The sequence below is a fragment of the Limnohabitans sp. Bal53 genome, from assembly GCF_003063355.1.
Taxonomy (GTDB): Bacteria; Pseudomonadota; Gammaproteobacteria; order Burkholderiales; family Burkholderiaceae_C; genus Limnohabitans_A.
Window position 1 is genome coordinate 38,093 of record NZ_NESH01000002.1, and the last position, 18,139, is coordinate 56,231.

Below are 18,139 nucleotides of genomic sequence, written 5' to 3' on the forward strand. Positions count from 1 at the left end.
GTCAATGTCCTTGAGTTGATGTGCTGACGGAGCGGGGTCTTGGATTGCCACGCTGCGCTCGCAATGACGGAAATGTGAATTGCCACGCTGCGCTCGCCTTGACGGGAAAGGTGTCATCGCGAGGCACGAAGCGATCCATGAGCGGTTGCATCGGTGAGCGCCTTGCAGTCACAGATGTCGTTGGCATCAGGCGGCCTCGGGGTTTTCGATCAAGAGCGCAATGCCTTGTCCGCCGCCCACACAAGCACTGGAGATGCCATAGCGCAAACCGCTGCGTTGCAACTCACGCGCCAGCGTGATGGTCAGGCGCACGCCAGTGGCCGCCAGGGGGTGACCCAGCGCAATCGCGCCGCCGTTGACGTTGAGCTTGGACACATCCAGACCCAGCTCTTTGGCCACAGCCAGGGTTTGCGCGCCTTGTGCTTCGTTGATCTCAAAGCGGCCAATGTCCGACAGCTTCAAGCCTGTGCGCTCGAGCAGCAAGCGAATGGCGGGCGCAGGGCCAATGCCCATGATCTCGGGCGGCACGCCCACCGCAGCCGCTGCGACCACGCGGGCCAAAGGTTTTTTGCCGTTGGCTTTCGCATAGGCGCCTGAGGTGACCACACAAGCGGCTGCTGCATCGACCAGGGCCGAACTGTTGCCACCGGTTTGCACGCCGCCTTCGTACACCGGCCTGAGCTTGCCCAACACATCGGCGGGCGAGAGGCGTGGGTGCGTGTCGGCACTGACCTCGGTCACTTTGCCTTGCAGCTTGATGCCGCGAGGGATGTAGCCTTCGAGCTCAAACTTTTCAGTCACCACGGGCACGATTTCGCCCGCGTGGAAACCGGCTTGTTGCGCGGCCACAGCCTTGGCGAACGAGTCGGAGGCAAACTGGTCCACCTCTTCGCGGGTGATGTTGTACTTCTTGGCCAAGTTCTCAGCGGTCTGGATCATGTTGATGCCTGCAGCCGGGTCTTTCAGGGCTTCCCACATGAAGTCTTTGAAGCCCACGGGCGCGCCCAGCTTGAAACCGGTGCGGTGGTCAAAGGCGGCGATCGGGTTGCGCGTCATGCTCTCGGTGCCCACCACCAGCGCGGCCTCGCACACACCCGCTTCAATCTGCTCGCCCGCTTGGCGAAACAGTTCGAAACCGGTGCCGCAAATGCGCTGCACCATGATGGCGGGAACCTCTTGCGGGACGCCTGCGTACAGGCCAATGTGGCGCGGCAGCACAAACTGGTCGAAGTCGCCTGGGGCCATGTTGCCGGTGATGACCGAGCCAATTTCGGTGGCGGCGATGCCAGCGCGCTTGAGTGCCTCGCGAGCGGCCTTGATACCCAGGTCGGTGGGCGAAATGTGGCCCAAAGCGCCGCAGTAATCGACCATGGGCGTGCGCACGCCCTCGTGCATCCACACATCGGCAAACGCGTTAAAAAATCCTTTGGAGCTCATGTTGGTTCTTTCGATTATTTGTTGTGGGAACGGTCTATGACCGCGATGGGGGGTGGTTCTGGCGTTCTCTCAGGCATTTGGATGCTCATCGCGGTCGGAGACCGCTCCCACAGGGGGATAGATGTGACCGCTTAGACTGGGGGTGTAGGAGCGGTCTCTGACTGCGATTCGCCGGGGCTGTGTCATTGGGGTTGAAGGATGTGGGGCAGTGTGCCCTCGTGCAGAGCCGCCACGATGCCCGCCCGGTGGGCCAGGACCGAGCGCTGGTTGATCGATCCCTTGTCGGTGATCTCGCCCTTGTCGATGGTGGGTGGCTCAGCCAGTAGGCACAGACGGGCAATGCGGTTGGCACTGCCCGTGGCGGTATGGGCCAGGGTGTTGACGACGTCTTGGAACTTGGCCAGCACCGGCGCTGAGCCCAGCACGTCGGCCAGGGGTGCATCGGCCGGCAGGCCGCTCAAAGCGCGCACTGCGGGGGTCGGGAAAATCATGGCGCCGACCTCTTTGAGGTTGATGCCGGTCAGCACGGCGTCCTGGATGTAAGGTGCACCAGCTGCGATGATCTTGGCGCGCAGCGGCCCCACGCTCACAAAGGTGCCGGTGGCCAGCTTGAAGTCCTCGGCAATGCGGCCGTCAAATTTCAGGCCCAGGTGCACATCGGTTTCGTCGATCCACTTGACCGCATCGCCCGTCTTGAAGAAACCTTCTTCGTCAAAGGCCTCGGTGGTTTCCTCAGGCGCGCGCCAATAGCCCGGTGTGATGTTCGGGCCCCGGTAGCGCACCTCGGTTTTGCCCTCGGTGTCCACCAGTTTGAGCTCGAGGCCGGGCGTGGGCACGCCCAGGTCACCGGCTTGCACAAAGGGGTTGGTCACGAAGATGCCAAACGGGCCGGACTCGGTCATGCCTAAGCCCGTGCCCATGACGATGCGCTCGCCCACCTCGCGTTCCTGGCTGGCGTACAGGCTGTCCCAGATGGGCTGGGCCAAAGCGGCCCCGGCATAAAAGAACATCTGCACCCGCGACAGCAGCGTTTTGCGCAGCTGGTCGTCGGTTTGCATGGCGTGGGCAATCGCTTCAAAACCGGTGGGCACGTTGAAGTAGACGGTGGGCGCGATCTCGCGCAGGTTGCGCAAGGTCTCGTGCATCAGGGCCGCAGTGGGCTTGCCGTCGTCGATGTAGAGCGTGCCGCCATGGAAAACGGTCATGCCAAAGTTGTGGTTGCCGCCGAAGGTGTGGTTCCACGGCAGCCAGTCCACCAGCACCAATTCTTGCTCGGCCAGCACGGGCATGGACTGCGCCATTTGTTGCTGGTTGGCGCACCACAGGCGGTTGGTGTTGATCACCGCCTTGGGCATTTTGGTGGAGCCGCTGGTGAACAAAAACTTGGCGATGGTGTCCGGGCCGGTGGCTGCCATGGCGGCATCCACTGCGGGTGTGGCTGCGGTGGCGCACAGGCTTTCAAAAGTCGTGACCGTGCGGCCGGGCACTTCGCCCTCGCACATCACGACTTCCATGTCGCCGCCCACGGTGGCGGCAATGGCTTTGGCGTAGCGGGCGTCCGAGGCGAAAACCAGGCCGGGCGTGACGGTGCGCAGCACATGTTTGAGCTTGTCGTAGTCCACGCTCACCAGCGAGTAAGGTGGCGAGGTGGGCACATAGGGAACGCCTGCGATCAGGCAACCCAAGGCCAGCAAGGCGTGTTCCAGGCTGTTTTCGCTCAGGATCACCACCGGGCGCTCAGCGCTCAGGCCCCGGTCGAGCACGCTTTGTGCAATGTTGCGCGCGGTGTGCCAAGTCTGTGCATAGGTGATGCGCCGCCAGTCACCCAGCGTGCCGTCGGCGTTTTTTTCGCGCCGGGCCATGAAGGTTTGGTCGGGCTTGTGGTGCGCCCAGTGCTGCAGGCGGTCTGTCAGGCGATCCGGAAAAGCCTGCAGGGCTTGATCGGCTTGCAGGTAGCGCGTGCCGGGCGTGCCGTCTCGCAGGCTGACACGGGTCACGCCAAATTTGAGCGGGCGGAATTGGGGGGCGTTCATGCGCGTCTCCGGGTCAGCTTTTTTGCACTTTGGCCGCCTTGCCTTCGAGGAAGGCGCGAACACGGGCTTTGGCTTCGGGCGCTGCTTGGGCGATCGAGGCCATCAGCGCTTCGGTGAACAGGCCGTGGTCAGCCGGTTGCTCGGCAATGCGCGGCATGGCGTGTGTGAGGGCAAAGTTGGTCAGCGGGGCGTTGGTGGCAATGCGTGTGGCCAGCTCGATGGCCTTGGTCAAAGCACCGCCAGTGGGCACCAAATATTGGGCAAAGCCCACACGCTCGCCTTCTTTCGCGTCGTACACACGGCCCGTGAGCATCATGTCGATCATGCGGGCTGTACCAATCAGTTTGGGCACGCGCACCGAGCCGCCGCCGCCCACGAAGATGCCGCGTGTGCCTTCGGGCAAGGCGTAAAAAGTGCTCTCGTCGGCCACGCGGATGTGGCTGGCGCTGGCCAATTCCAAACCGCCGCCGACCACTGCGCCGTGCAAAGCCGCCACCACCGGCACCCTGCCTTGCTCCACCGCGTTCAGGGCCACATGCCAGCCGCGTGAGTGGTGAATACCTTCGCCCGCATCACGCTCTTTCAGTTCAGACAAATCCAGGCCCGCACAGAAGTGGTCACCTTCGCCGTGGACGACCGCGGCGCGCGCTTCGGGGGGCAAATTCTGGAAGACATCGCGCAGGGCTTCGATCAGGGCGTCGTTGAGTGCATTGCGCTTGGCGGGGCGGCACAGGCGCACCACGGCCACAGCGCCTTGCATCTCCAGGGCCACGCCGTTGGCAGCTGCACGTTCCAGGATCGGGTGGGAAGGTTGGGTCATCGCAAGAGGTCCTAGTCTGATCTTGGCCGAGTGGCCAATAAAGTTATTACTGATAACCATATTGTGCGCAGACCCTGCGGCTTTGGTGCTTGGTGTTTACCCTAGTTGGCTGAGCCGATTTGCCGTGCCCCCCAAGGCGTGAAGGCCACGGCCGCAGCCGTCACCAGGCCATACAGCAGCATGGCTACGGCCACCAGCCCATAAAAATTGCCCGCCGTGCCCTGGTGTTGTGCCAACCACCAACCCGCACCCGCCACCAGGACCAGCCGCACCGTGCCGGCCAGCACCGGTCCAATGACCTGACCTGCACCTTGTGATGCGAAGTACAGCGTCAAGCCCAGGCCAAAAAAAGGAAAGGCCGGACCGGCTGTCACCAGGTATTGCCGCGCATAGGTCAGCACCGCCTCGTCTTGCGTGAACAGGCGCGCCCACAGATCCGGTGCCAGCGTGACCACGGCACCGATCACTGCCAGGTTGAGGGCCGATACGCCAGCGGCCACCCAGGCCACACGCCGCGCCCGCGCCACTTGGCCTGCACCCATGGCCATGCCCACCATGGGCACGGCGGCCACGCCAATGCCAAAAGCGATGGGGATCAACAAAAACTCCAGCCGCTGGCCAATGCCATACCCGGCCAGCGCTTCGGTGCCCAACTGGGCCAGCAGACCGGTAAAAATCAGGATCGCCAGCACCGATTGCAGGGGCGATAAGCAAGCCACAGCGCCAACGCGCAGGATGTCGACGAACAACGTGCGCTGCAGCGCAAAGCCCTGCAAGTGCAGTGTCAAGCGGCCCTGGCTGCGGACCAAGTACCACAGGAAATACAGCACCCCCACCGCTGTGGCCAGGTTGTGGCCAAGCGCCACCCCCACCATGCCCATGGCAGGCACGGGACCGACCCCCAGCGACAGCGCCCCGCTCAGCGCGATTTGCAAAACGGCCGTGGCCACCAGCGCCAACGAGGGCGCACGCATGTTGCCCGTGCCCCGCACGATGGAGGCCAGCGTGTTGAGCAGCCAGACCAGCACAGCCCCGGCAAACAGCACTTGGCCGTACTGCACGGCCTGCAGCTGAACTGCACCCCGCCCTCCGAGCAGCGCGTAAAAGTCAGGGCCCCACTGCAAAAACAGGGCGCTGTAAATCAGTCCTGCGCCCAAGCCAATGAGCAAGGCGTGTTGCACCAGGCTGTGCGCACGCACCAGATCCGAAGCGCCCAGGGCCCGACTGATGGCCGCCGACACCCCCCCGCCCATGGCCCCGGCCGACATCATCTGGGTGAGCATGGCAAACGGGAACACCAGTGCCATGGCCGCCAAAGGGGTGGTGCCCAGGCGGCCCACGTAGTAGGTCTCGGCCACGCCCACCAGCACCGTCATCACCATGGCCAGCACATTCGGTGCGGCCAGGCGCAACAAGGTCGGCAAGATCGGGGCCGCGAGCAGCCGTTGCAGGTCGGGTGTGCTCATCTGGGGCTCAATCCGGCTGGCTTGGCTTTCCTGGGGCCGGCGCTTGCAAGAGCTGGTCCATGGGCCACTGCAGCAGCTCGGCCAAGCGGCAGAGCACCCAGCGCGCCTCGCCAGGCGTGACCACGGCGGGCTCGGTCAACAGGCCGGCTTCGCATTGCGACAGCACCAGCTCTTCGGTGATGCCCAGGGTGAACTGCATGTTGGCGGCTTTTTCAGTCAACAAGTTGGCCAAGTCTTCGCACAGCTCGTAGCGTGCGGCCAAATCGCGCTGGCCCAGCGTGGGCTTGATCTTGCCGGGTGGCACGTACAGCGCCATGAAGGAGCCGGGGATGTCGATCTGAAATTCTTCGGTCATGGTGTGGGCAGGCGTTCTGGGGGTGAATTAAGGCACAGACTTGGCGGACTTGTTTTTTAAATGGGTGGCAACGCCGGTTTGGAGGGGCATCTGTCGCGTTGAACGGTGCCTGGGCTGGCGCTTTGTCCCACTTTGAAAGGGGTCTTCATATGAAACACCTTGTCTGCCTTGACCCTTGCCTTGGGGCAAGGCCCTGGTGGGCCGAAAACCCGTACACAGGTGCGCGCTGTACTGGACGATGCGCAACCGTACCGGCCCCTGATGAAAGGAGCAGCATGCCCCGAGACCTTGATCCGGATTTTTACCCCAAGAGATCAATCCCGCATCCAGCACGCTGCTTCATGGACGCCATCTGATGAGGGCAAGTCTGTTTGGCGGCGTGCGCAGGCTCAGACCTTTTTAACAAACCCACTTTTGAGTTGCATGGGACCGAAGCCATCGATTTTGCAGTCGATGTCGTGGTCGCCATCGATCAGGCGGATGTTCTTGACCTTGGTGCCCACTTTGACCACGGCCGAGGAGCCCTTGATCTTCAAGTCCTTGACCAAGGTGACGGTATCGCCGTCTTGCAGCACATTGCCGTTGGCGTCTTTCCAGACCTTGGCCGCTTCGGTGGGGGTGGTTTCGCCCGGGTTCCATTCATGACCGCAGCTGGGGCAGATCAGCAACTCACCATCGGGGTAAGCATATTCGTCGTGACATTGGGGGCAAGGAGGGAGGGTGCTCATGGGGTGTCTGCGGCTTCAAAGTTCGTCATTGTCGTCTTTTCAAAGCGGCGTTCAAACACGACAGGGCGGCGCGTTCTGGGCCTGACGCGCAAAGCTCAAACCACCAGCTGCCACACCAGCCCCAATGCTGTGCACAGGCCCAGCAGTTTGAACACGCTCAGCTGTTGGCGAATCAACAGCCAAGTGGCCAGCACGGTCAGCGCGATGGCGCCCAAGTCGGGCAGCATGTGCCAGCCGCCGGGCAGCCAGGTCTGCCGTGCAAACACGCCTGCCAAGTGCACGATCACACCGATCACAGCCGCCATGATGCCCTGCAGCGGTCCGGCCAGCGAGGGCATTTGGCGTGTCGACTCGACCAGTGGGCCGCCCGCCAAAATGAACACAAACGAGGGCAAGAAGGTGAACCACGTCACCACACAGGCCGCCACGATGCCGCCCAGCACAGGGTGCCCGAACAAGGCCTGGCTGTGCCCGCCCAAAAAACCTACAAAAGCCACCACCATGATCAGCGGCCCGGGCGTGCTCTCGCCCAGGGCCAGGCCGTCCATCATTTGAGCGGCGCTCAGCCAGCCGTAGTGCACCACGGCTGCTTGTGTCACAAAAGGCAGCACCGCGTAGGCGCCACCAAAGGTGAGCAAGGCCGCTTGCGTGAAAAACCCACCCATGTGGGTGAGCGTGTGGCCCAGCCCGAACACCAGCGCGATCAAGCCCATGCTCAATGCCCACAAGCCGACCCCGAGGGACAGCGCTCGCACCAGGCGCGCATGGCTGTAGTGCGTGTGCGAAGGGGTGGGCGTGTCGTCGTCCAGCCAGGCTGTAGTGTGTGGTGTGGTTTGAGCTGCACCCTGCTCGGGCACCGGGGCAGGGGTTGGGTGAGCCGACGTGGTCCCTGTGGTCTGGCGCGACATGTGATAACCCGTGGCCGCTGCCAATCCAATGATCAAGGCAAAGGGCAGGCCCCAAAGCATGCCCAGCAAGGAAAGCGCCGCCAATGCCCACAGCCAGCGGGCCTTCAAAGTGCGCAAGGCCAGGCGGTGCGCCGCTTGCAGCACCAGGGCAGTCACGGCGGGTTTCAGGCCCCACAGCAGTGCTTGGCCCCAAGGGTGTTGCCCCCAGGCGGTGTAGGTCCAGCTCAGCACCATCAGCAGCACCAATGAGGGCAGCACAAACAAGGCACCGGCTGCGATGCCGCCGCGTGGGCCGTACATCAGCCAGCCGGTGTAAGTGGCCAGTTGCTGCGCCTCGGGGCCGGGCAGCAGCATGCAGTAATGCAACGCGTGCAGGTAGCGTTTTTCCGAGATCCAGCGGCGGCGCACCACCAGCTCTTCGTGCATCAGCGCGATCTGTCCGGCTGGACCGCCAAAGCTCATGCAACCCAACCAGAACCAGAACTTCAGGGCTTCGCGCCAGGTGGGTTGGGCACCGCCGTTGTGCTCTTGCAAAGCGTGTGGGTTGCCGCTCATGGCGCACCCCAGCGTTCGCGAAAGGCCTGTGCAAAGCCGGGTGTGCCGCTCAGGCTCAAACTCAGCGCCATGGGGTGTGTCAAAAGCTGCGAGAGGTCGGCCGTGTCCAAGTGGATCTGGCCCTTTTTCGCATCGAACACCCAGGGTGCATCTTGAGCAGCTTGGCTGCCAGGGTGCAGGGTGGCTTGCAGGTCAAAGTCCCAGTTGGCACCGTCTTCCAAAGAACCGGGGCCATGGGCATCAAAGCCATGGGCCCAGGCCAACACCTGTGACACTTCGTGCAGTAAGGCGTGGTTGTGACGCGGCTGCGGTTGTGCCAGCGCGTCCCAGCACACCACGCCTTCAGTGTCTTCACTGCAGTCAAAGTCCAGCAATTGCAAATCCATCGGCCACGTCCTTTCCGGAATTGGCTTTCCGGCTGCCCGATTGTCGCTGCCGCAGACGCTGACTGGGCAGATGGCTCACACCGTGGCGATGGGCGTGGCGGGTGACCCAATGGCCCCGGGCAGGCGCAGTGGTGGCGCGGTCAGCAAAAAGCGGTGGCGGCCGTGCTCGCGCAGCCAGTTGGCCAAGGGGGTCAAGTGCCAGATCTCGCCCAGGTGCACGCCCAGCTTGAAAAGACAATGCTCATGCAAAGGTAAAGCCGCGCAGCTGCCGGGGCGGGGCGTGGCAGGCAAGCCTTCCACCGCGTAGTTGTCGGCGATCAGGGCCACCAAGCCCGAATCGGTGATCCACTGCAGCAGCCGCTCGTCGCGCCCCTCCAGCACTGCGCACGAATGCTCCACCGCGTGCGGGTCGGGGTGTTTGTTCATCTCCAGCAGCATCTGTGCAAAGCCTGTGTGCAGGCACACCATGTCGCCGGGCTCCACCACCACACCGTCCTTTTGCAGGATCTCCATCAGCAGGTCGTAACCGACCCGCACCCGCTCTCGGCCCACGTGGGCATGCAGGTCGATCATCACCGCGCGGCCTTGCACGCAGCGCTCAGACATCTTCTCAATGCCCAAGGCCTTGGCCGCTGACGTGGATTCGCGGGCGATCTCGGGAAAACCAAAAATGCCAGCCCCCGTTGCGCTGCTGGGGCCGATCACATCTGTGCCCGCGCGAAAGCCGTTGTAGTACACCGGCTCGGGCACGCCATCGCCGTTGGCGTCGAACATCGAGCCCACATGTGCCAGGCTGTCCCACTGGGTGCTGTACTGCAAGTGCATGATGACCAGGTCGTCGCATACCACGTCGGTACAGGCCGGTTCGTCGCACCAAAGCTGGTAGTTCATGTTGGCTTTGCCCTCACGCAAGGTGGGGCGCAGCACCGGCGGCTGCCGCCTGGGGTTGAGCACGTTGCCGCCCGGAAAATCCAGCGGCAGGCTCAGGTTGAAGGTCTGTCCTGTGCGCACCTCTTGAATGCCCTGCAACACTTTCTCTGGCGTCAAAAGGTTCATGCGTCCGAACTGGTCGTCGGCTCCGAAGTCGCCCCAGTTTGAGCCGGGAGGACGGTGTTTCCAACGGGGGGAAGTAGACATGCAGAACTCCTGTGATGACGGCCCAAGCGCACAACGCACACACGCCATCTTGTGCGCTGGGCGGTGGGCTGTGTGTCACCGATCTGACTTGGGACAGTTGGGTGCATGCCAGCCCAACAAATCCCGGGCGTTCACTTTTTCCCCTGACCCTGAAACTCGCGCCACAGCAAGTAAAGGCCGCTGGCCACCACCACCAAGGCGCCCAGCACCACAGCCAGGTCAGGCACCTGGTCAAAGACCAGCCAACCGAGCACGGTCATGTAAAGGATCTGTTGGTACAAAAACGGACCCAGCACCGCCGCTGAAGCATAGCGATGCGCCACGGCCACAAAGTAGTGGCCAATGCCGCCGCACAAGCCGGCCAGCGCCATCACGAACCACTCGAGCAGCGTGGCCGGTTGTTGCCATTGCCACAGCGCCACGGGCGTGAGCACCAAGGTGGCCACCACCGCCGAGGTCAGTTGTGTGGTGGCCGGGTTTTCGCTGCTGGCCAGGTAGCGGGTCATCATGTTGAAGAGCGCATACAAAATGGCATTGAGGGCCGAGAGCAAGATGGCCGGGTGAAAGCCTTGGCTGCCCGGGCGGATGATCCCCAGCACGCCCACAAAGCCCACCGCAATCGCCAGCCAACGCTTGGCGTCCAGCCGCTCGCCCAACCACCAGGCCGACAGCAAGGCAATCAAAATCGGCACGGAGAACTGCATGGCCCCGGTCTCGGCCAGTTGCAGATACTGCAAGGCCCAGAAGTTCAGGCCGGTCATGGCCGCCAGCATCAAGCCGCGCAGCATCTGCAAACGCGGGTGCCGCCAGCGCAGCAAATCGCCTTTGACTGAGGGCGCAAACACCGCGATGGAAAACAGCGAATGCGTGAGAAAGCGCATCCACACCACCTGCATCACGGGCAAGGTGAGCACCAGCCATTTGGCCGATGCATCGAGCACCGCAAACATCAAGGTGGTCACCGCCACCAGCGCAATGCCGATGCGGCGGTGCCGGGCGCTGTCGCTGAAAAGTTGGCTCATGGGCTGGGTGAGATGCCGCCGGGCTCAGCGCTTGGGCGGGGTCTCTAGCCCGCCCGTGTAAAAGCGGTTGAAGGTGGGCGAGATGATCAACTCGTTGATGCAAGTGCGAGCGGGCATCTGCGCCACAAACAGGATGGCCTGGCCCATGTCCTCGGCCTGCACCATCAATTCGCGCTGCTGGGCAGACGGCGGCACGGGCCGTTTGTCCAGAATGGGGGTGGCCACTTCGCCGGGCAAAAGGGACGTGGCGCGGATGCCGTTGGTGCACTCTTCCATGTTGATGGACTCGGTCAGGGCCAGCACAGCGCGTTTGGTGGCGTTGTAGGCCGGGCCGGTGAGCTTGGACGCGTACAGCCCCGCCCAAGACGACACGTTGATGATCAAGCCGCTTTGCTGCTGGCGCATGGCGGGTAAGACGGCGTGCACGCAATAAAACAGACCCGACAAATTGATGGCCACCACATCGTCCCAAGCTTCTGGCGTGACCACATCGAAATTGCGTTGCGTGGCATTGGTCCCCGCGCTGGTCACCAGGATGTCGATGCGCCCATGTTTGTCCAGGATTTGCTGGGCTGCTGCCTTGACGGCGTGCTTGTCCGCCACGTCGAGCAGCAGGGCCTCGGCACTGCCCACGGCCTGCAGCGCTGCCAAAGCGCTGTTGTTGGTGGCGGTGTTGCGGCCTGAGATCACCACATGCGCTCCGGCTTGGGCCAGCGCCATGGCCCCGGCCAGTCCGATGCCGCTGCCCCCGCCGGTGATCCATGCGATTTGGCCTTGGAGGGATGGGGTCACGGAGTGCTCCTGTTCAAGTGCTTGAGGGGAAACTGCCCGATGGGGCCAATGCTGCCCATGGGGCACGCAGTACCTGTATTTAAGCAGCCTTTGCGGGATGGGCTGCTGCTCAGGTGACAAGGCATGGGAGGATGCATCGGTGAGAACAGGCACCTCAGCCTGCGCCGTTGGGCCGTGATGAGGGGCTATGCGGTTTGCGTATGATCATCAATCCGAATGGATGGACAGAACATGAGTAATTTTGCAGCCCAATTGAAAACCGAGATTTCACGCATCGCTAAAAAAGAATCGCGCGCACAAGCGGCGGTTCTGAAAAAGGCCCAAACCACCCACCGCGCTGAGATTGCCGATCTTAAAAAGCGCATCGCCAGCCTCGAAGCCGTGGTGCGCCGCTTGGGCAAATCAGCGGTCCGTCCCGAAGCTCCCGCCAAGGAAGAGGTCGAGTCTCAGGGTCTGCGATTTCGGGCAGATGGCTTTGCGTCCCTGCGCAAAAAATTTGGCGTATCGGCGGCGCAGATGGCCTTGTTGTTGGGGGTGTCCAACCAATCGGTCTACCACTGGGAGACAGGCAAGTCCAAGCCCCGCGCGGCGCAACTCCAAGCCATAGCGGCTGTGCGCAAGTTGGGAAAAAAAGAGGTGGCGGCGCGGCTGGCACAGATGGCGACGCCAAACCAAGCGCCATGATGGCTTGAGGCCAACAAACGTTTGACCCATGAAAAAAGCCCGCAGAAGCGGGCTTTTTGGTTTGTATTTGGCTCCTCAACCTGGGCTCGAACCAGGGACCTACGGATTAACAGTCCGGCGCTCTACCGACTGAGCTATTGAGGAACAGCTTTGAATTATAGGGCGATTTTTAGTCTGTTTTGAGAGGGGGCGCAGATTTTTTGAAAATCATGCAGCCCAGGTTTCAGAAGCTGGCCTTGACCGCCACACGCAATGTGCGCGGTGAGCCTGCATACAGGTAGTAGTGGCCGTATTGCTTGGGGGACTCGCGCCAATAACGGCGGTCTGCCAGGTTGTCGATGGCCAGCGTCCATTGCGTGCGCGTGCCTTGGATGCGCGTGTCGTAATGTGTGTCCAAGTCGAGCGTGGTCCAATCGGGCAGCTCGATAGAACCATCCTCGGTCACATGGCGCGTGCCTTCGTGGTTCAGCCGCAAGCTGCTGCGCAGACCGGGTATGTCTGCGAAGCGGTATTGCGCCACGGCCCGTAAGCTCATGCGGGGCACGTTCAAGGCGCGCTGGCCATTCACGCTGGGGTCAATTTCAGCGTCTTGACGCTTGGCGTCTGTCCAAGTGGTGGCAATGTCCCATTGCCATTGGGCTTGGGTCAGGGCTGCCGACAACTCCAGTCCGCGGTGGCGGGCTTGACCGTCGATTTTTCGGGTGCAGGTGTTGTCCTCGTCGCAGGCGCCCTCGTCTCCCGCCACGGGGCGGGTGATGTCGAACCAGCTCGCTTGCCAGCGCGTGCGAGCCCATTGGCCTTTGACACCGATCTCGAACTGCTCGCTGCGCAGCGCGGGCAACGCTTGGCCGGCGTTGGTGTAGCGGCTGCGGTTGGGCGCAACATCGGTTTCAATGCCTTCACCGTAGCTGCCGTAGACAAGGTAAGCGGGTGTGATCTGATGGGTCAGGGCCAACCAAGGTGTATTGAAGCTGCGTTTGTCTTGCACCGCGCGGCTGCCGTCGGTGCGCTCGCTGGAGCGGTTCAGGCGCGTGTGACGCAGGCCCAGCCACAGGGCGGTTTGTGTGCTCAACTCAATGCGGTCACGCAGAGCGACTTCGGTGGTGTATTCGCTGCGTTGGGTGTTCAGGTCGCCCGGTGTGGGCTGGGCTTCGGGGCTGTCGGAGCTGCCATCGATGTTGCCGGTGCCCGCCCAGTTGTAGGCTTGCATGGGGGAAGGACGGTCCAACAATCGGCTGCGCATCAGGCTCAGGCCCAGATGGTGTTGCAGTCCCGCCAGTTGCATGGAGCCATTCAGTTCGGTTTGCAGCGCATCGCTGCTGCGGCGTTCGTTGTCGCTGCGGTAGTCGTACAGGTCAAAGCCGCCATTGCTGCAGTACTTGTCGCCAACCCAGTCTCCGCTGGTTGTGGTGCAGCCAAAGGCGTAGCTCAATCGGTCGTCGGTATCCAAACGTTGAGCGCCGTATTGCGTGGTCCAAAGCCAGCCGCCGTCGAGGTTTTGCTTGAAACGCAAGCTGCCCGTAGTGCCCGCAAAAACGCCGGGCACCGACCAATGCTGTCGCGTGATGTTGCGCTTGCCGTTGACCGTGGCGGGCAGGCTGGGCATACCGTTGAGCGGGTCGGTCGCGTTGGCCAACAAGCTGTAGGCGTTCACCCCCATTTGCTGGCGTTCGCTTCGCTCGATTTCCCACTCCAAGCGGCTGTCGGGCGTGAGGCGCCAGTCCATTGCCAAGGCAAACAGTCGGCGGTGGCCTTCGGTGTTTCGGATGTACGGGTCCAGGTTTTCATAGGCGGCGTTGAAGCGGTAGCCCAGCGCCTGGTCTTGGCCAAAACGCCCACCCAGGTCCAGCGCGATGCTGCTGCTGTGGCCTGGGCCAAAACTGGCACTGACATCGCGCACGGTGGTGTTTTGGGCCGAGGGCGGACGTTTGACTACGTAATTGACCAAGCCGCCCGGGGCGCTGGTGCCCGCCTGAATGCCGCTGGTGCCCTTGAACAACTCGATGCGTTCCTTGTTGTCCATGCCGATCATGGTCTCGGCCGAGATTGGCAAGCCTTCGCGGCGGTAGTTGTAACGGTTGTCCAGCGTGTAGCCGCGCACGCTCAGCATGTCCCAATAGGCGGGCGAGTTGTAGCTGTCGGCCACGCTCGCATCCAGTCGCAGGGCGTCCGATACGCGTTGCGCACCGATGTCTTGCAGGGTTTGCCGGTCGATGGTGACGGCGCTGAATGGCGCTTGGCGCAGCGGCACATCACCAAAGCCGCTGACCTGCGAGGGGGTGGTGGCGGTGATGGTGATATCCGTGAGGCTTTGCGCTGCAAGCCCGGTGGCGCTCAAGAGTGCGATGGCGCTGGCCACGTGGGTGGCGCGAAAAGCCAAGCGGTTGGCTGACCGGCGCGAGCGAGACGAAAAGATGGGCGAAAAAAATGCCACGACGTTATTCCTTCAACGTTATGGCAGGTCGGCTGACTGAGAACGTCATGCGGCCGAAACCGGACGCCGTTCTTTTGACAAGCTTCCCTGCGCGAGGATTACCTCAATCAGGTTCAAAGGGACTTTCTCAGTCGGTGGCTTTGCAGTCACCAACACCCCTAGCGAATGCGCCGCATGATAGCGGCGCGAGTTGGATTTTAGGCGATGCCCAACCGCTGGTGCAGCAGCGTGGAGGTTGTCGTGTACTGCAGCAGGGTCTTTTCTTCGGGGCGCAGCAGGGCCACGGCACCGAAGGCAGCCAGCGTGGCTTCGTGGAAGCCGCAGAGGATCAGTTTCTTTTTGCCGGGGTAGGTGTTGATGTCGCCCACCGCAAAAATGCCCAACTCAGAGGTGCCGAAGTTCTCGGTGTTGACCACCAGTTGTTTGCGCTCCATGGCCAGGCCCCATTGCGCCACAGGCCCCAGTTTGGGTGACAGGCCCAGACAGGTTTGCAGCACATCCAGGCTCAGCCACTCGGTTTCGCCTTGTGGGTTGAGCAGCTCCAGCGCTTGCAGTCGGCCTTGCTCTGCCTTCAGGCCGGTGGGCTGGCCGGGCACAAAGCGCATGCGGCCGTCGCTGCAGGCTTGGCGCATTTGCGTGGTCAAGGCGGGATCAGCGCTGAACTGATCGCGGCGGTGCAGCAGCGTGACACTGGCCGCCGCTTGGGGGCCTTGGCACGCATCCAGGCAGGTCTGCAAAGCGTTGTCGCCGTCGCCGGCCACCACCAGGTGTTGGCCTGCCCAGCGCGCGGGCGCAGGGTGTTCGGCAAAGACTTGTTTGTCCTCAAAAGCTGCCAGGCCGTCGAGCACCATGCGGCGCGGCACAAAAGCACCCACGCCCGCAGCGATGAACAAGGTGGTGGTGCGAAACGTCTGGCCCGTGCTGGTGGTCACTTGCATGCGCTGATCGGGCAAGCGCTCAATCCGGTCGACTTGCTGGCCCAAGTGAAGGCAGGGTTGGAAGGGGGCGATTTGTTGCTCAAGGCGCTCGATCAGATCGAGCCCGGTGCAAAACGGGATGCCCGGGATGTCGTAGATAGGTTTTTGGCCATAAAGCTCGGCGCATTGGCCGCCCACATGGGGCAGGGCGTCGATCAGGTGGCATTTGATGCCTTGCAGCCCCAGCTGGAAGACCTGAAACAGGCCCACGGGTCCTGCGCCAATGACCAGCGCGTCGGTGTCGATGGGGGTGGTCATGGGGACGGCTTGCAAGAAAAAAGGGCCGAAAATTTGGGCCGAGTGGTTCGGCCCTTCCAAGGCTTCAGCGGATCAGCTCAGACAACTTGCCTGTCTTGTCTTTCCAGTCGTCGGCGTTGGGCATGGGGGTTTTGCGCTTGGTGATGCTTTTCCAGCCAGGCAACAGGGCCAGCTCGGCGTTCAGCTTCGTCATGTGCTGTTGGTCGGCGGGCAGGTCTTCCTCGGCAAAGATGGCGTTCACGGGGCACTCAGGGATGCACACGGCGCAGTCGATGCACTCATCGGGGTCGATGGTCAGGAAGTTGGGGCCTTCGCGAAAGCAATCCACGGGGCAAACGTCCACACAGTCGGTGTATTTGCACTGGATACAGGATTCGGAAACAACGTGGGTCATGATGGACTTGGAGTGAAGGAGTTTTGCGCAGCCAAACCGCGCAGATTGGGCATTTTAAGGGGGATTCAGGGGCGCCCGGGTCCCCGGCTGCTGTGTCTATGAGGTCAGCAGGGCTTTGGGCTGCAGATCTGAGGTGGCGTTTCAGTTGACCAGCACGGCCCCCGAGGTCTTGTGGCTGGCCGTGTCCACCAGCACCAGGGCGCCCAAGATGCGCGACTGGGCAAAGGGCAGGGTGGCCAAAGGCTCCTGCAGGGCAAGCGTCACGTGGCCGATGGCGTTGGGGGGCAGTTCGGTGGCTTCTTCTTCGGCCAGGGTGTTCACGTTCAGGCGGTGCTCCACCCGCTGCACTTTCACTTTGACCCAGCGGTGACCGTGCAGCGCCCAGTACAAGCGGCCCGCGACCAGCGGCTCGTCGTCCATCCAGGCGATGGTGGTGCTCAGCTGGCGCTGGCCTTCGGGCGCACCAACGTCTGCCAACAGCCAATCCCCTCGCGACACATCAACCTCGCGGTCGAGCACGATGCCGGCGCTGTGGCCCGCGGCCTTGTCCTGTAGCTGACGGGTGGCGCTCAACACCTGTGACACCACGGCGGTCTGCCCGCTGGGGAAGACGCGGACGGTCTGGCCTGGCGCGATGCTGCCGGTGGCCACGCGGCCCCAGAACACGCGGCGGCCCTGGGTGGTGACGCCGGAGTCATGAAACTTTTCGACCCACTGCACAGGGAAGCTGAAGGCCACATCGGCTTCGGCAGGTGTCACAGGCAGGTCTTCGAGGATGCTGAGCAGGCTGGGGCCGCTGTAGCCGCACCAGTCGGCTTGGTCATTGTTCTCTGTGGTGACCACGTTCCAGCCCTTGAGCGCCGAGACGGGCACCATGGCGGTGACGGTGAGGCCCGCTTCTTTGGCAAACTTTTGCAGAGCGTTTGCAATGTTGTTGTAGGCCACAGTGGCATCGGCCACAGCATCGAGTTTGTTGATGGCGAACACGACCGAGGGCACACGCAGCAGGTTGACCAACAGCGAGTGGCGGCGGGTTTGCGGCAGCAGTTGCAGCGTGGGGTTGGCCCAGTCGAGCTTGATGGCGTCGACCAGCACCACGGCGGCGTCGGCGCTTGATGCGGCCGTGACCATGTTGCGGGTGTACTGCTCGTGGCCGGGGGCGTCGCCAATGATGAATTTGCGTGTTTCGGTGTTGAAGTACCGGTAAGCCACGTCGATGGTGATGCCCTGCTCGCGCTCGGCGCTCAAGCCGTCGGTCAGCAGCGCCAGATCGGTTTCACCCGAGCGTTGCACGCCCGCCAGGTGGTCTTGCAACACGGCTTTGGTATCGACCAGCAGGCGGCCAATCAGCGTGCTCTTGCCGTCGTCGACCGAGCCGCAGGTGATGAATTTGAGGGCAGTTTGCGTGTTGTCAGCAGTGGACTTGGAGAGGAGGTTTTGTTCGTTGTGCATGGTGTGGGTCTTGGTCGTGAAGGTTTGTCGATGTGCTACATAAGTCGATCCCGAATGAGGTTCGTCATCGCGAGGCACGAAGCGATCCATCAGGAGGTTCGTCATCGTTAGCTACGAAGCACTCCCGTAGGAGTTTCGTCATCGGGAGGTGCGAAGCGATCCATCAGGAAGTTCGTCATCGCGAGGTGCGGAGCGATTCAGCAGCAAGCTCGTCATCGCGAGGAACGAAGCGATCCATGGATGGCCGCGCTGCGCTCGCCATGACACACTCCTGCTGCGCTCGCCATGCCACACAGGTGGT

The 18,139-nt window shown here is 62.5% G+C and carries 16 protein-coding genes, 1 tRNA gene and 1 riboswitch; of the genes, 1 reads left to right on the forward strand and 16 read right to left on the reverse strand.

Annotation, left to right across the window (positions count from 1 at the left end):
• Positions 1 to 186: 186 nt before the first annotated feature.
• From B9Z50_RS05105 to B9Z50_RS05155, 11 genes are all read right to left on the reverse strand, one after another.
• The gene (locus tag B9Z50_RS05105; RefSeq protein WP_108362632.1) at positions 187 to 1,437 is read right to left on the reverse strand and encodes a thiolase family protein; all 1,251 of its coding nucleotides are present in this window, start codon (positions 1,435 to 1,437) and stop codon (positions 187 to 189) included.
• Positions 1,438 to 1,619: 182 nt separating this feature from the next.
• Positions 1,620 to 3,470, reverse strand: coding sequence for a feruloyl-CoA synthase (locus B9Z50_RS05110; RefSeq protein ID WP_108362633.1), 1,851 nt, complete (start codon positions 3,468 to 3,470; stop codon positions 1,620 to 1,622).
• A 13-nt stretch (positions 3,471 to 3,483) separates the two neighbouring features.
• A complete protein-coding gene (locus B9Z50_RS05115) occupies positions 3,484 to 4,230 on the reverse strand; it encodes a crotonase/enoyl-CoA hydratase family protein (protein ID WP_370463067.1) in 747 nt (248 codons plus the stop codon).
• Between the two features lie 161 nt (positions 4,231 to 4,391).
• A complete protein-coding gene (locus tag B9Z50_RS05120; protein WP_108362635.1) occupies positions 4,392 to 5,756 on the reverse strand; it encodes an MATE family efflux transporter in 1,365 nt (454 codons plus the stop codon).
• 7 nt (positions 5,757 to 5,763) lie between these two features.
• The gene (locus tag B9Z50_RS05125; RefSeq protein ID WP_108362636.1) at positions 5,764 to 6,111 is read right to left on the reverse strand and encodes an ATPase with chaperone activity; all 348 of its coding nucleotides are present in this window, start codon (positions 6,109 to 6,111) and stop codon (positions 5,764 to 5,766) included.
• A 389-nt stretch (positions 6,112 to 6,500) separates the two neighbouring features.
• Positions 6,501 to 6,839, reverse strand: a complete 339-nt coding sequence (locus B9Z50_RS05130) for a zinc ribbon domain-containing protein YjdM (protein ID WP_108362637.1) — start codon at positions 6,837 to 6,839, stop codon at positions 6,501 to 6,503.
• A 95-nt stretch (positions 6,840 to 6,934) separates the two neighbouring features.
• Positions 6,935 to 8,302: a chromate efflux transporter gene (chrA, locus tag B9Z50_RS05135; protein ID WP_108362638.1), complete on the reverse strand. Its 1,368-nt coding sequence runs from the start codon at positions 8,300 to 8,302 to the stop codon at positions 6,935 to 6,937.
• Positions 8,299 to 8,688: a hypothetical protein gene (locus B9Z50_RS05140; RefSeq protein ID WP_108362639.1), complete on the reverse strand. Its 390-nt coding sequence runs from the start codon at positions 8,686 to 8,688 to the stop codon at positions 8,299 to 8,301. Before B9Z50_RS05140 ends, chrA begins: the two co-directional genes overlap by 4 nt.
• A 75-nt stretch (positions 8,689 to 8,763) precedes the next feature.
• The gene (locus tag B9Z50_RS05145) at positions 8,764 to 9,825 is read right to left on the reverse strand and encodes a cyclase family protein (RefSeq protein WP_108362640.1); all 1,062 of its coding nucleotides are present in this window, start codon (positions 9,823 to 9,825) and stop codon (positions 8,764 to 8,766) included.
• Between the two features lie 131 nt (positions 9,826 to 9,956).
• Positions 9,957 to 10,847, reverse strand: a complete 891-nt coding sequence (locus B9Z50_RS05150) for a DMT family transporter (RefSeq protein ID WP_108362641.1) — start codon at positions 10,845 to 10,847, stop codon at positions 9,957 to 9,959.
• A gap of 24 nt (positions 10,848 to 10,871) precedes the next feature.
• Entirely contained in the window at positions 10,872 to 11,639 is a 768-nt protein-coding gene (locus B9Z50_RS05155; protein WP_108362642.1) for an SDR family oxidoreductase, read from the reverse strand.
• A 231-nt stretch (positions 11,640 to 11,870) separates the two neighbouring features.
• Between B9Z50_RS05155 and B9Z50_RS05160 the strand changes: the two genes are divergently transcribed.
• Positions 11,871 to 12,323, forward strand: a complete 453-nt coding sequence (locus B9Z50_RS05160) for a helix-turn-helix transcriptional regulator (RefSeq protein WP_108363553.1) — start codon at positions 11,871 to 11,873, stop codon at positions 12,321 to 12,323.
• Between the two features lie 68 nt (positions 12,324 to 12,391).
• Here B9Z50_RS05160 and B9Z50_RS05165 read toward each other — a convergent pair.
• From B9Z50_RS05165 to B9Z50_RS05185, 5 genes are all read right to left on the reverse strand, one after another.
• Positions 12,392 to 12,467: transfer RNA gene (locus B9Z50_RS05165), tRNA-Asn, on the reverse strand.
• A gap of 79 nt (positions 12,468 to 12,546) precedes the next feature.
• Positions 12,547 to 14,757 carry a TonB-dependent siderophore receptor gene (locus B9Z50_RS05170; protein WP_233249775.1) on the reverse strand — a complete coding sequence of 737 codons (2,211 nt, stop codon included), beginning with the start codon at positions 14,755 to 14,757 and terminating at the stop codon, positions 12,547 to 12,549.
• Positions 14,758 to 14,824: 67 nt separating this feature from the next.
• A riboswitch (TPP riboswitch) is annotated at positions 14,825 to 14,927 on the reverse strand.
• A 27-nt stretch (positions 14,928 to 14,954) separates the two neighbouring features.
• Positions 14,955 to 15,992, reverse strand: coding sequence for an NAD(P)/FAD-dependent oxidoreductase (locus B9Z50_RS05175; protein WP_108363557.1), 1,038 nt, complete (start codon positions 15,990 to 15,992; stop codon positions 14,955 to 14,957).
• Positions 15,993 to 16,056: 64 nt separating this feature from the next.
• Positions 16,057 to 16,386 carry a ferredoxin FdxA gene (gene fdxA / locus B9Z50_RS05180; RefSeq protein ID WP_062405308.1) on the reverse strand — a complete coding sequence of 110 codons (330 nt, stop codon included), beginning with the start codon at positions 16,384 to 16,386 and terminating at the stop codon, positions 16,057 to 16,059.
• Between the two features lie 141 nt (positions 16,387 to 16,527).
• Positions 16,528 to 17,838, reverse strand: coding sequence for a sulfate adenylyltransferase subunit 1 (locus tag B9Z50_RS05185; protein WP_108362643.1), 1,311 nt, complete (start codon positions 17,836 to 17,838; stop codon positions 16,528 to 16,530).
• Positions 17,839 to 18,139: the final 301 nt, after the last annotated feature.

Excerpts from the sequence above, each read along its gene's own strand:
- B9Z50_RS05115 (WP_370463067.1), bottom strand. The coding sequence starts at position 4,230 with ATGCAAGGCGCTGTGGCCGTGGTGCGCCTGTGCCGCCCCGCCAAGCGC.
- B9Z50_RS05110 (WP_108362633.1), bottom strand. The coding sequence starts at position 3,470 with ATGAACGCCCCCCAATTCCGCCCGCTCAAATTTGGCGTGACCCGTGTC.
- B9Z50_RS05175 (WP_108363557.1), bottom strand. The coding sequence starts at position 15,992 with ATGACCACCCCCATCGACACCGACGCGCTGGTCATTGGCGCAGGACCC.
- B9Z50_RS05105 (WP_108362632.1), bottom strand. The coding sequence starts at position 1,437 with ATGAGCTCCAAAGGATTTTTTAACGCGTTTGCCGATGTGTGGATGCAC.
- B9Z50_RS05140 (WP_108362639.1), bottom strand. The coding sequence starts at position 8,688 with ATGGATTTGCAATTGCTGGACTTTGACTGCAGTGAAGACACTGAAGGC.
- B9Z50_RS05160 (WP_108363553.1), top strand. The coding sequence starts at position 11,871 with ATGAGTAATTTTGCAGCCCAATTGAAAACCGAGATTTCACGCATCGCT.
- B9Z50_RS05130 (WP_108362637.1), bottom strand. The coding sequence starts at position 6,839 with ATGAGCACCCTCCCTCCTTGCCCCCAATGTCACGACGAATATGCTTAC.
- B9Z50_RS05125 (WP_108362636.1), bottom strand. The coding sequence starts at position 6,111 with ATGACCGAAGAATTTCAGATCGACATCCCCGGCTCCTTCATGGCGCTG.
- B9Z50_RS05145 (WP_108362640.1), bottom strand. The coding sequence starts at position 9,825 with ATGTCTACTTCCCCCCGTTGGAAACACCGTCCTCCCGGCTCAAACTGG.
- fdxA (WP_062405308.1), bottom strand. The coding sequence starts at position 16,386 with ATGACCCACGTTGTTTCCGAATCCTGTATCCAGTGCAAATACACCGAC.
- chrA (WP_108362638.1), bottom strand. The coding sequence starts at position 8,302 with ATGAGCGGCAACCCACACGCTTTGCAAGAGCACAACGGCGGTGCCCAA.
- B9Z50_RS05185 (WP_108362643.1), bottom strand. The coding sequence starts at position 17,838 with ATGCACAACGAACAAAACCTCCTCTCCAAGTCCACTGCTGACAACACG.
- B9Z50_RS05150 (WP_108362641.1), bottom strand. The coding sequence starts at position 10,847 with ATGAGCCAACTTTTCAGCGACAGCGCCCGGCACCGCCGCATCGGCATT.
- B9Z50_RS05120 (WP_108362635.1), bottom strand. The coding sequence starts at position 5,756 with ATGAGCACACCCGACCTGCAACGGCTGCTCGCGGCCCCGATCTTGCCG.